Below are 13,763 nucleotides of genomic sequence, written 5' to 3' on the forward strand. Positions count from 1 at the left end.
ATCTTATCAAGAATTAATTACTAAGAATTTATTGAATGTGTGTTTTAGTTTGCCGCTGCTTATAACTTCTTCGGCTTCGAAAATACATTCATTGATTGTCTTATTAGGGCAAATCGTATTGATCGCTACAGCAGAATTGGCCATGACTACATTTTTCTGAGCTTCTGTTGCTCGATTCTCAATTACATTTCTAAATATAATTGCAGCTTCCTCAGGAGTATCTCCACCGAATAACTCAGATTGATTATATCTTTTAAAGTTAAACTCTTCTGGCGTGTATATTTTTTCACCTGATCTGCTTATTACTTTGAAGTTATCTGTCAGCGAAATCTCGTCATAACCGTCAATATTATGTACGATAGAATAGTCTACGTCAGTTTGCTGATAAGTGTAATGATACATACGTGCCATTTTGAGATTGAAAACACCGAGTACACTTTTCTTCGAGCGAATAGGATTACAAACAGGACCTAGCATATTGAAGAATGTGCGTATACCCAAGCTTTTTCGGATAGGAGCAACTACTTTCAATGCATCATTGAAAAGGGGAGCATGCAAATAAGCAATGTTCGATTCCTCTAACGACCTTTTCAGTCTATCAATTTCGTTAGTGAACTTAACTCCATGATTTTCCATAACATTCGAAGCTCCACTAACCGAACTAGATCCATAATTACCGTGCTTTGCGACCTTATATCCTGCAGCAGCTACAACAAAACAAGATAGCGTAGATATATTAAATGTATTTTTATTATCACCTCCCGTACCGACGATATCTATTGGATCGTATGCCTGAAGTTCTCGCATATCTACGCATAATTCATGAAGTGCGTCAGTAAACCCTAGAAATTCATCGACATTGATACTTCTCATGAGAAATACACTGATGAATGCTGATATTTCTGCTTGATTAAACTCATTCGCAGCAATACGTATCATTATATCTTTAGCTTCCGCACGAGATAAGACTTGATGTTGGAAGAGTTTAGTTAATATTTTTTTCATTTGATATTACTCTTTAGAAAATTTTCGATAATCGTACTGCCTTGTGGTGTTAGTATAGATTCGGGATGAAACTGAACACCATGTACATCATACTCATTATGTTTCAATGCCATTATTAAGCCGTTTGCATCGGTTGCTGTTACTGATAAACACTCTGGTAAGTTTTTGTCAGAGACTACCCATGAATGGTATCGTCCAACTTCAAGTTTCTGATCTAGACTATCGAAGATATAATCTTCATTACATAGTGTTATTTTGGTTGCAATACCATGGTAAACATCTTCCAGGTTCGTCAGAGTTGCTCCGAAGGCTTCTCCAATTGCTTGATGTCCTAGACAAACTCCTAAAATAGATTTCTTATGTGCATATTTTTCAATTATAGGCAGTAATAATCCTGCTTCACTAGGTATGCCTGGTCCTGGAGACAATATAATCTTGTCATATATTTCAACTTCTTCTAGACTAATCTTATTATTTCTTATAACCTCAACTTCCGTATATCCTAGTGATTTAACTAGATGAACAAGGTTGTATGTAAACGAATCGTAGTTGTCGAAAATTAATATTTTCATGATGATTAATTTTTCAAAGAGTTAGCAAAATTGATAGCTTGTTTCAGAGCTCCTAATTTCTTTTTTACTTCCATAACTTCTGTTTCGGGATCTGATTTTGAGACAATTCCTCCTCCAGCTTGATAATATAGAGTATTACCTTTGCTCAAAAATGTACGAATAGTTATAGCTTGGTTCAGGTCTCCATTGAAGCCAATATATCCAATACAACCACCGTAAACACCTCGCTGCTTGGGCTCAATATCTCGTATCAATTCCATAGCTCTTACCTTCGGCGCACCAGATAGTGTTCCGGCAGGGAATGTATCAGCAAAGAGTTTAATACTGCTAACATTGTCATCTACTGTACCGCTAACTCGTGATACCAGATGCGTAACGTGCGAATAGAATTGAATATTTTTATAGAAGTCTACTTTTACGTTATGGCAATTTCGGCTAAGATCGTTTCTTGCTAAATCGACCAACATGACATGCTCAGCATTTTCTTTTTCATCTTGAAGAAGCTTTTCAGCCAATTCTATGTCTTTTTCATCATTCCCAGTACGGAAATATGTACCGGCAATAGGGTCAATGTATGCTCTTTGTTTGTTTACTCGACAATGTGTTTCCGGTGATGATCCAAATACACGGAATGCTCCGAAATCGAAATAAAATAAATAAGGCGATGGATTGATCGATCGTAATGCTCTGTAAACATTAAATTCATCTCCTTTAAACCTCTGCGAAAAGCGACGCGATAGCACAATTTGAAATACATCACCACGTTTACAGTGATTAATCCCTTTATGAATCATTTCGATATGTTCTTCGTCTGTTATATTTGACTGTTCTTCGCCAAGTGATTCAAAATGATACATTGCAATATTATTATTGGACAATGTGTTTTCTAGTTCATGCATCTTCGATGCTTCTCCTTCCGGTATATTCTCTACTATAGTCAATTCATTTGTCATATGGTTTATAACTACCGTGAATCGATATAGGATATAATAAAACTCGGGAACAGCTTTCTTACTTTGTTTAGTTTGATCCGGGACAATATCTTCGAAATGATATATTGAATCGAAAGAGGTATAACCTAAGAAGCCATTAAAATAGGTCTGATTATTACCTAAAACATCAAAGTCATTAATAAATGATTGAAACACTTCTGTTAACTCATTATGCTCTGAAAGTTTATCCTCAGTAATATTTCCTGAAGGATATTTTTTCGAAACGATTCCTTTTTCAACTTTAATGTACGCTATTGGATCAACACCAATAAATGAATAACTATTATCGGATGAATGATAATCTGAACTTTCCAATAAAGCAGATTCTGCATATTCATCCCTTATTTTTAGATACAAACTCACCGGAGTTTGCATATCTGCAAGCAGTTTTTTTGTTTGTACTGATATCTTAGTTCTCATAGAGGATTATTTATTCTTTTGAGTATTGTAGCTTATGAATGTGTCCATGTCTTTATCTCCACGTCCTGAAAGGCATAATACAACTACATCTTCTTTTTTGAATTGTTTTTTCCCTAATACAGCCAATGCGTGTGCTGATTCGATTGCAGGGATAATCCCTTCTAATCTGGTTAATTCGAATGCAGCATCCATAGCTTCATCATCATTGATAGCCAATACTTCCGATCGACCTATTTGAGCTAGATGCGCATGTAGAGGACCAATACCCGGATAGTCCAGTCCTGCCGAAATAGAATAAGGCTCTTCAATCTGCCCATCCTCACTTTGCATCAATAACGTTTTACATCCATGAATTATTCCTAAACGACCTAGATGGATCGTAGCTGCTGACATACCCGAGTTTACACCCTTACCACCAGCTTCAGCAAGAATTATTTTTACATTTTCTTCATCCAAATAGTGATATATTGTTCCAACTGCATTACTTCCACCACCTACACAAGCAATCAAATAATCCGGATTTTCATCTCCTTCTTGCTCTTTTAATTGTTTACGTATTTCTTCGCTAATAACAGATTGTAAGCGAGCTACCATATCAGGATAAGGGTGTGGCCCTATTGCTGATCCGATTATATAAAATGTATCTTTGGGGTTCGAACACCAGTCTCTGATAGCTTCGTTTGTCGCATCTTTTAAAGTCATATTTCCACTGGTTACAGCAACAACTTTTGCTCCCAACATTTGCATCTTTTCGACATTCAACTTTTGTCGTTCAACATCTGTTGCTCCCATATAAACAATACATTCCATATTCATCAAGGCACATACGGTTGCAGTCGCTACGCCATGTTGTCCTGCACCAGTTTCGGCTATAATACGAGTTTTACCCATACGGCGAGCAATAAGGATTTGACCTATTGTATTATTAATTTTATGGGCTCCTGTGTGGTTCAAATCTTCACGTTTCAGATAAACTTTACACCCATATTGTTCTGATAATCTTTTAGCCAAATAGAGTGGGGTCGGACGTCCTACATAATTTCTTAAAAGATCATCAAATTCTTTTTGAAAAGATGGATCATTAATAACTTCTAGATAGGTTTTCTTAAGTGTTTCAACATTATTATACAGAACCTCGGGAATATATGCACCGCCGAATTCCCCATAAAATCCGTTTTCGTCAACCGTAAATTTTTTCATTTTGTTATATGTTTTCGTTATTTTTTGCAATAAAAAAAGCCTGTCGTGAGTTCTCCGACAGGCTTTGTATTCATTTATATTTATTCTATAGTTAATACACACCGATTTGACCCACAATTTTTGATAATTGAGAGTGCCACCACCATGCTGTATTTACTCGATTAAACTTCATTTTCTTATTTTTCGTTTTGACAAAGGTATTAAAATTATTAAATAATCAAACCTTTCGCAGTTATTTTCTAACTTTTCTGTTCTTTTTCATCCATCTCTTTATGGTCAGATAGTATCCGGTGATAGGTAGCGATGTTCCTATAAGACAGCATATAAAAGTTAGAATTTTAGACCAAATACCCCAATAATCACCTACGTGGAGGGAATATGTCCAAGCCCAAACTTTGGATTTAACGTCCTGATCTTTGAAATATGATATTTTTTCTATCGCTCCTGATTCTTTATTGAAATCGATCTTATCTTGTACTCTGGTACGATATGTGTTGTCAGGGTGTGCAGATACAGATCCATCGCTGATTCTGATATAGTCATATTTTAATTCTTGGTTTAAGATATTATCAGAAATAGCTTGCCAGCTTTGATAATTAATTGTATTCTCTTCTTTTTTGTTCTTACCTTTTCCTCTACCACCACCTTTGCCATGGCTTTCTTCTGTTTGTTGACGATCCCCAAATATATAGAATATGCTATTTCTATACCATTCGAAAGACCACATCAATCCAGTTAATGCTAATATTATTAGTACTATTGAGGCGTAAGTTCCTAATGTATTATGCATTCCCATCATCATCCGTTGCGTTCCATTCTTGAAGTGGATGATGTAGTTCTCCTTTTTCTTCTTTGAATGATAGCACAAACCAGTTATCACTATCAAGATAAATAGTAATGTACTCCATCCTACAATTTGTTTACCCCAAGTATGGCTACCGTCCAATAGCCATCGATGCAGGGACATAACAGTGAAGAAAGGGTGTTCACGTACTGAATATTCTCCTGTAATTTGGCCGGTATATTGATCTACAAAAACGGATGCTCTGAAGCCTTCTTCAAGCCCCATCTTGTAAGTTTTGGCAGGATTTTTATTAATCTCGACATTTGCTACTCTATTGTCGATTAATTGTCTATTTACCATAGGTATCAGCTGATCTAGCGGAATAGCTTTGCTTTTAACCTCCTTTACATTATACCATTCAGGATTAGAAATCTCAAGGATTTCTTTTTGGAAGACTAAAATAGCTCCAGTTAGGCAGATTATGAGTAAAATAGCTCCTAATGGTATAGACAGCCATTTATGTACTTTCTTATTTGCTTTTTTAAATTTCATTGCTGTTGAGAGAGTTATTGTTATCGTTTACAAAAGCTTTCCGATGCCTTATAATCGAAAGACATCGGAAAGCGGTATTACCATGAATTAAATCTAGCGCTTGAATAATATATAAAGATATTCATAGCACTTATTTCAGTACAAAAATCATATTAAAAATATTTATATACAATCGCTAGATATAACTATTTTATACAAGTTAAATAATAACTTATTGTTAGAAACTATATGTAACTACTCCCGCAAAATTTCGAGGATCAATTTGATTGATATACCCTCCGCGATAATATGAATTGTAGCCAATTTCGTCGAATATATTATTGAAGAACACACGTGCTGTTACTTTTCCATATGTATAACCAAGCTGAGCATTTACTGTGATATATGATGGCATATCGAATGGTTTAGTATTCACTGGAGTTCCATGTCCATCATATTTAGTACTATATTCATTTACTGGGCGTTTTCCTACGTAGTATGCCCCTAATCCAAGAGAAAGTCCTTTTAAGAAAGATTTGTCAACTTTGTATTGTACCCAAGCATTTGCGGTATGTTTTGCTGCATTCATTGGAGCCGAACCATTTACATACGAAGGACTATCTTTATATCTAGCATTTAGGTACGCATAGCCGATCATTACTTGTAAATTATCAAGTATACGTCCATTTAATTCAACTTCTATACCATCCCTACGTATATTTCCGGCTTTATATTTATATATTGTTTCTTCGAAGATACCTTCATCATTAATTTCATACTTTGTATTGGTCAAATTATCTGTGAGTATATTGAAGTAAGTGAAATTAAATCGGAGTCTCTCATTTAACCATTCAGATTTAAATCCTACTTCCCATTGCGAGGTTGTTGCAGCTCCAGCTTTACTTATTTTATCTTCTAGAATATCCGCTGCATTTCGTAGACTAGTACTTGTAGTATATGAACCGAAGATATTAATGTTTTTTATAGGTGTAATCATGATACCTGCCATCGGATTCCATGCATCATTTAAAGTTCTGCCTCCTTCTTCATTTTCTACAGATATTGAACTATAACGTATCCCCAAAATTGCTTTCAAATATTTGTTTATAGTCATAACTTCCTGAGCCATTATTCCATATGTAGAATATTTGCTTCTGGATTCAGCTTTTAAAGTTACAAACTTTTTAATATCCTCTATACTTGGAGCTTCGGTAGACCATTCACCATTCAAGATGTCTATATTGCCTAATGATAATGAATTATATGATCTGCTTGTAGCATCAGCAACTCTATAATCGAAACCAACTTGGAATGTGTGTTTAATAGGTCCGGTATAAATGTCTCTACCAATTAAGTCAAGTTGAAATGTTGAGTTATCATCATCGCGGTATGAACGACCTAACGATCTGGCACGGGTACCCCAATCATTATTAATAGCTTTGCTGCCAATGCTTGTATTAAGATTATCAAACTTGTAAGAAGATTTGAAATATGCAGCACGTACACTGATATTATCAGTCAGATAGCGAGTAATTCTTGCCGCATAAGTCATTGTTTTGGTATTTATATTATCTGCTCTAGTTCCTAAGAATTTATTTCTAGGAATTTCGTAAAGAGCTTCTACATCCATATTTGCTAAATTAATAGCACTATTGACCGGAACTCTATTATCATTCATATAATCCATTTCAAGAGTAACTGTAGTCTTATCATCAGGACGCCACTCCAAAGATGGATTAATATATACTTTATCTGAATTTACAATTGGTCGATAATTATCGTTACGCTCATAGGCTCCATTAATTCGGAAGGCAATTGTTCTATTCTTGTCTAATACAGATTGTACATCAAACGTAGGGCGTACTTGTCCCCAACTTCCGACACGGAAACCAACTTCTCCTGCATTGGTGAATTTAGGCGTTTTAGTTACCACATTGATAACTCCACCAGCATTCCCAATATCAGTTATTACACCTTGCGTTATAGCAGCAGATCCCTTTATCATTTGTACACTTTCTACGCCTTGCATATCTGTAAGGATAGATGCAGTTTGGAATTGAGAGTCAGTCCTAACTCCATTTTTTAATACAGGAATTCCACGAAATCCTCTACTAGTAAAACTCTCTTTTACACCACCGTATGAGCCAAATAGAGTAACTCCAGGAACATTCTGTATAACATTGGCTACAGTTAGTGCTCCTTGTTCGGCGATTACAACTTCTGATATGACAGATATACTCTGAATTTGCTCGCTTGGACGTAATGGCATACGAGTAATTGCATCTAGCTTTTCTGGCTGTTTGTAACGTTCTCCAAAAACTTCTACTTCTCTGAGCTCAACATTCGATTCAAGTTTAATTTCGATTTTATGGTCAGCTTCGTCAGAAAGATCAACTTCTACAGATTTCGGCTTATAACCTACGATCTGAGCTATTACTGTATATTTATGGGGTCTAAGCTTTCGAAATAAAAAAGAACCATCTTCGTCAGTTAATTGATTTCTGTTATAGCCTTCTAGTAAAACCACAGCGCCAGGTATTGTAATACCATTCTCATCATATACTTTACCTTGGATTGATTGTGATTTTGCAGACATAATAGCAAAGAATGCTATTAGTATAAGTAATGTGGATTTTCTAATTATTGATTTCATCTATTTAAAATTTATATTTTCTAAACAGATGCAAAGCTCTTTAATCCGAAGGGTATCTGCAATCACAAAAAATGATTAAAATTGATGAATTGGTACCTTAAAATTGTTACTTATACCTAAATTTAATATAAAAAAAGTGTCTTTTATCGAAATAGAAGACACTTAAGATATGTATTTGGAGAAAATATTATTCAAATTTTGTTTTATCCCATTTCAGTTCTTTAGGTGAGTCTTGAAGAAAGGCTGTAAGTGTTGTGTAGTTCTTTTCATCTAAATATTTTTCAATATTTAGTTCAATTTGAATAGAATTTGAATTTGGGGATAAACTTAATTTTATAGGAAGTATATCTACTACAGCGATTGCATTTTTATATTCATCACTATGTTTATCAATATTAGATTTAATGAACCAACTTAGCTCTGGTGTAGGAAATAAACTTTTATCTTTAATTTCAGTCCAATCTTGTGTGTAAAAAGAAATATTGCTATCACAAAAATCTTTACACACAGTCTTAACTACACAAATAATATTTGTATTATTTATTAATGGTAATAATTTGATTTGGACGTTACCTGCATCTGAGGTTTGTATTGAGATAAAGGTATCACTAATATTGTTTCTCGTATACTTGTTATATAAACTGTTCCCCGTGACTGTTACAATAGAATCAGTATTTTGGGCAAGTATTTCCTCTTTTTGTTCAGTAGTTAACCCCCAGATAATATTGTCAGGCATACTTTTAACAACTTCAGATAGAGTTTGTCCATAGCTGTTAAGTAAGAATATTACAAGTAAGATTGTCAGTATAGTTATTCTTTTCATTTAATATTTAAATTAGATTACAACCCTTTGCGGAATCGTTCGGCTGTATTTAAAACATTATCAACATATTTAACGGTTTCGTTTCCTCGGAAATATCCATTCTTACACACTGGATCATTAAAATATGTCGGATTCCTTTTCAAAAGTACAAATTTTCTGACATTATCATTCCAAATAAACTGATTTGCTCCATATTTGACTGCTAAATTTTGTGCGTCACGTATGTGCCCATCACCACCATTGTATGCAGCCAAAATAAATTTTAGGCGTTCTTGTGGATCTTCAACTTTTTTGAAAATAACATCTAGTCTATCTAGTAGTGTGACTGCTGCACCTATACTAAGATCTGGATTCATTCTGTCAGCTTCGCTTAGTCCCAACGATTTAGCAGTTCTAGGCATTAAGCCCATTATACCTGCAGCACCAGCCCACGATTTCTTGTTGTTTATAAATCTAGACTCGTGATATGACATCGCAGCTAAAAATGCCCAATCGTAATTTGTCCCTTCTGCATGTTTTCTGAAAAGACTATCATAAGGTGAAATTGCACCTTTAGGAAGGCCTTTAGGTAATTCAAATGCATCAATCAATGGTCGTTTACTCAGCTCGAAATATCGTTTATTAATTGCCTTGAAATTTTGTGATTTATTATTTCTCTCAGACCAATTGCTTAAAGTCTCAGCCAACTTAGGAGCATTTTTAGGTACTGCCCACGATACGCGTTGATCGAAGCTCATGGGTAGAGTAATATTAATATTGTTATAATACGTACGATTCAGTTTTGCAACATATTCGTCAGCTAGGGTATATTGAATCTCACCAGTAGATACCATCTCAATAAGATCCTCGGTAGTAAGTGTATCCCGATCAAGATATTTAATGTGGATTCCTCCACCTAATTCTTCGTTGAAATTGTTAAGTCGTTCGTTGTATTTTGAATCACGAAGGGTGTAAACTTCTTTACCTATTAATTGTGATTGATCATGAAGAATTGTATCTCCTTTTCCAGCGCGTTGCACCAATACTTGGCGTGTAATAGATTGTGGTCCACAAAAATTGAGCGAATCTTTTAGTTTGATATCTACTTTGATAGGAAATGCTATTAAATCGCCTTTTCCTTCTAGTAGAAGTTCTTTCATACGCTGCTCATTTTCAGCTACGATAACTTCCAATTTGACACCTAGTGAGTCTGAAAAATTCTTAGCTATCTCGTAATCGAAACCAAGAGTATCCTCTCTATAAATAAAATATGATGTTGATGTATTTAATGTGATAATGCGAAGAACACCTTCTTGTTGAATCTGTTCTAGGTCATGAACTTCTACTTTTGGCTTGCACGAAACCAAAAGTAGAAGAGTTAACATAAGTATCCCTAAATATGTTTGGGATTGATTTCTAAATTTAGAATTTACCTTTTGTAGAAATAGCATCTAGCTGATTATTATATTCAGAAATAATACTGTCAACTACTTTAGCTACAGATGGGATATCATCTATTAATGAGCTTATTTGACCTATTTCAAGTTCTCCTTCAACCAGATCTCCTTCGAAAATTCCTTTCTTGGCACGTCCACGACCAAGTATTTCGCGTAATTCCTCAGTAGTGGCACCTTTATCTTCTGCTGCTTGTACTTGATTATAAAATTCGTTCTTAATTAAACGTGTAGGACTAACTTTTTTCAGTGATAGTACAGTATCTCCCTCTTTGAGAGCAATACATGCTTTCTTAAATTCTTCAGAAGCAGAGCTTTCTTCAGTTATAGCAAATCGAGATCCTATCTGTACTCCATCTGCACCTAAAGCCATTGCTGCTAACATGCCACTGCCTGTGCCAATACCTCCTGCTGCTAATAATGGTAGATCACATACTTTTCTTACCTGAGGTATAAGGACCATGGTTGTTGTTTCTTCTCGGCCATTATGTCCTCCGGCTTCAAATCCTTCTGCAACAATAGCATCAACACCAGCTTCTTGGCATTTTATAGCAAATTTTGAGCTGGAAATTACGTGAGCTACTTTTATTCCGTGACTTTGTAACTCTTTGGTCCAAGCTTTCGGATTGCCGGCAGAAGTAAATACTATTTTGACTCCTTCTTCTATAATTATTTTCATTATAGACTCAATTTCAGGGTACATTAGCGGTACATTTACACCAAATGGTTTGTCTGTTGCTGCTTTACATTGTTGTATATGATAGCGCAAATTATCGGGATGAAGCGAGCCCGCACCTATCAAACCTAAACCGCCTTCATTACTAACTGCTGCGGCCAAACGCCAACCACTACACCATACCATTCCACCTGAAATAATTGGGTATTTTATGCCGAAAAGAGATGTTATTCTATTGTTACTCATTTTTATAAGATAGTTTTATGTAATACAATTTATTTGACAAAATAGTAATTATTTTGCTTATGACAAACTTACATAAAAATAGCTATTGTTGGATAAACTATCTGATTGCATATACAAAAATGATGATAAATTGGTTCTTATAGTAGGTTATAATAAAGGATTAGAAGTTGATAGATTCTTCAAAATAGTGTTCAATAAAGGATATCATAATGGAAAACTTTTGTATATTTGAACAACTCAAAATGTTAAAATAATGGCAAAACAGAAATTTAATAAAGCCGATAAACGAAGCTCAAAAGCTGATATTGTAAGATACGTTACAAACTTTTTTAATCGAAATACAAAGGATTCATTCAATTATAAACAAATTGCGGCAGAGATAAAGCTAAAAACTTCTGCGGAAAAACAACTTTTAGTGTCAATATTAGACGATCTGAAAGAAGATGAGTTTGTGGAAGAAGTTTCGCGAGGTAAGTATAAAGCCAATGTACGCGGAATGTTTTTAGAAGGACGTTTCGAACGTCGTAGTAATGGTAAGAACTTTTTCGTTCCGGATAATGAAGACGAGACTAAAATATTTATTGCTGAGCGAAATTCGGCTCATGCTATGGATGGAGATCGTGTAAAAATTCATGTGTTGGCACATCGTAAAGGGCACATGCCTGAGGGAATGGTCGAAGAAATATTAGAGCGTAAACAGTCCCGATTTGTAGGAACTCTAGAAGTGCAAAAGCATTTTGCTTTTTTATTGATGGATAGTAAAGTACTTGCAAATGATATCTTTATACCTAAAGATTCCTTAAAAGGAGGAAAAAGCGGAGATAAAGCTCTGGTTGAAGTGGTAGAATGGCCTGAAAAAGCAAAAAATCCGATAGGTAAAGTATTGGATATTCTAGGTGTCGCAGGAGAGAATAACAGTGAGATGAATGCTATTCTTGCTGAATTTGGTCTGCCTTATAAATATCCGGATAGGGTAACTGCTGCCGCTGAGAAAATTCCAGATATAATAACCGAAGAAGAGATTGCAAAGCGAGAAGACTTCCGTAAGATAACTACATTTACAATAGACCCTCGTGATGCAAAAGATTTTGATGACGCGCTATCAATCCGTCAGCTGAAAAATGGAAATTGGGAAGTTGGCGTACATATTGCTGATGTTACACATTATGTGAGAGAAGGCGATATTATAGATAAAGAAGGGGAGAGTAGGGCAACATCTATTTATTTAGTAGACCGTACCATCCCAATGCTACCCGAACGTTTAAGTAATTTCTTGTGTTCCTTAAGACCGAATGAAGAGAAATTGGCTTATTCTGCAATATTCGAGATGGACGAAAATGCTAATATCAAGAAATCGAGAATTGCGCGTACTGTAATATGTTCCGATCGTAGGTTTACATACGAAGAAGCCCAAGCTATGATAGAAGGTGCTGATGGTGACTATAAAGATGAAATTCTTGTTTTAGACCAATTAGCAAAAAAACTTAGAAGTAAACGCTTCGATAATGGGGCAATAGCTTTTGATCGTCATGAAGTTCGTTTCGAGATTGATGAAAAAGGTAAGCCGTTAAGTGTTTATTTTAAATATTCGACTGATGCAAATAAACTGATCGAAGAATTCATGCTATTGGCCAACCGTACAGTTGCTCAATTTGTAGGCGATGTGCCAAAAGGCAAGAAGGCTAAGACGTTTGTATATCGTATTCATGATTTACCAAATCAGGATAAGATGGAGAACTTGTCGGAGTTTATACGTCGATTTGGATACAAGATTAAAGCTGATGGAAGTAAAACTGCTGTTTCGAAATCTATTAATCATTTACTAGATAATGTTTCAGGCAAGCCTGAGGAGAATCTTATTTCAACTATTGCGATCCGAGCGATGGCGAAAGCAATATATTCAACTGATAATATAGGTCACTACGGACTTGCTTTCGATTATTATTCGCATTTTACGTCACCGATACGTCGTTATCCAGATATGATGGTTCATCGCTTGTTGACACGTTACTTAGATGGAGGGCGTAGTGTGAGTAAGGTTTTGTACGAGAATAAATGTAAGCATTGTTCGGATATGGAACAACTTGCCGCAAGTGCAGAGCGAGCTTCGATTAAATACAAACAAGTCGAGTTTATGGCTGATAAGTTAGGTGAAGATTTCGATGCAGTAATTTCTGGTGTAACGGAATGGGGACTTTATGCAGAGATTAATGAAAATAAATGTGAAGGGATGATTCCGATCCGTGATCTTGACGATGATTATTATGAATTCGATGAGAAAAATTACTGTTTGCGTGGTCGTAGAACAAAACGGACTTTTAGTTTAGGAGACCCAGTTCGTATTCAGGTTGCACGAGCGAATTTAGAGCGCAAGCAGCTCGATTTTGCGTTGGTTGAAAATCAATAACTAATAAAAGATATAAAAATA

10 protein-coding genes are annotated in these 13,763 nt (G+C 35.2%); 1 reads left to right on the forward strand and 9 read right to left on the reverse strand.

Features of this window, described 5'->3' with window-relative positions; genetic code table 11:
* Positions 1 to 6: 6 nt before the first annotated feature.
* The 9 genes from trpD to C1A06_RS05740 all read right to left on the reverse strand — a co-directional run bounded on the left by trpD (position 7) and on the right by C1A06_RS05740 (position 11,335).
* Entirely contained in the window at positions 7 to 1,005 is a 999-nt protein-coding gene (trpD, locus tag C1A06_RS05700) for an anthranilate phosphoribosyltransferase (protein ID WP_101689278.1), read from the reverse strand.
* Positions 1,002 to 1,577, reverse strand: coding sequence for an anthranilate synthase component II (locus C1A06_RS05705; RefSeq protein ID WP_101689279.1), 576 nt, complete (start codon positions 1,575 to 1,577; stop codon positions 1,002 to 1,004). The genes trpD and C1A06_RS05705 overlap by 4 nt, the downstream gene beginning before the upstream one ends.
* A gap of 5 nt (positions 1,578 to 1,582) precedes the next feature.
* Positions 1,583 to 2,989 carry an anthranilate synthase component I family protein gene (locus C1A06_RS05710; protein WP_101689280.1) on the reverse strand — a complete coding sequence of 469 codons (1,407 nt, stop codon included), beginning with the start codon at positions 2,987 to 2,989 and terminating at the stop codon, positions 1,583 to 1,585.
* Between the two features lie 6 nt (positions 2,990 to 2,995).
* The gene (gene trpB, locus C1A06_RS05715; protein WP_101689281.1) at positions 2,996 to 4,189 is read right to left on the reverse strand and encodes a tryptophan synthase subunit beta; all 1,194 of its coding nucleotides are present in this window, start codon (positions 4,187 to 4,189) and stop codon (positions 2,996 to 2,998) included.
* 232 nt (positions 4,190 to 4,421) lie between these two features.
* Positions 4,422 to 5,525, reverse strand: coding sequence for a PepSY-associated TM helix domain-containing protein (locus C1A06_RS05720; RefSeq protein ID WP_101689282.1), 1,104 nt, complete (start codon positions 5,523 to 5,525; stop codon positions 4,422 to 4,424).
* 217 nt (positions 5,526 to 5,742) lie between these two features.
* Positions 5,743 to 8,157 (reverse strand): TonB-dependent receptor, encoded by a 2,415-nt coding sequence (locus tag C1A06_RS05725; RefSeq protein WP_101689283.1) that lies wholly within the window; start codon positions 8,155 to 8,157, stop codon positions 5,743 to 5,745.
* Positions 8,158 to 8,344: 187 nt separating this feature from the next.
* Positions 8,345 to 8,980 (reverse strand): DUF3256 family protein, encoded by a 636-nt coding sequence (locus tag C1A06_RS05730; RefSeq protein ID WP_101689284.1) that lies wholly within the window; start codon positions 8,978 to 8,980, stop codon positions 8,345 to 8,347.
* A gap of 17 nt (positions 8,981 to 8,997) precedes the next feature.
* Entirely contained in the window at positions 8,998 to 10,344 is a 1,347-nt protein-coding gene (locus tag C1A06_RS05735) for an MltF family protein (RefSeq protein WP_245872010.1), read from the reverse strand.
* A 37-nt stretch (positions 10,345 to 10,381) separates the two neighbouring features.
* Positions 10,382 to 11,335 (reverse strand): NAD(P)H-dependent flavin oxidoreductase, encoded by a 954-nt coding sequence (locus C1A06_RS05740; protein WP_185116818.1) that lies wholly within the window; start codon positions 11,333 to 11,335, stop codon positions 10,382 to 10,384.
* A gap of 253 nt (positions 11,336 to 11,588) precedes the next feature.
* Between C1A06_RS05740 and rnr the strand changes: the two genes are divergently transcribed.
* Positions 11,589 to 13,742 carry a ribonuclease R gene (rnr, locus tag C1A06_RS05745; RefSeq protein WP_101689287.1) on the forward strand — a complete coding sequence of 718 codons (2,154 nt, stop codon included), beginning with the start codon at positions 11,589 to 11,591 and terminating at the stop codon, positions 13,740 to 13,742.
* The last annotated feature ends 21 nt before the right edge of the window (positions 13,743 to 13,763 follow it).

Origin of the sequence: Dysgonomonas massiliensis (genome assembly GCF_900240225.1) — a bacterium.
GTDB lineage: Bacteria > Bacteroidota > Bacteroidia > Bacteroidales > Dysgonomonadaceae > Dysgonomonas > Dysgonomonas massiliensis.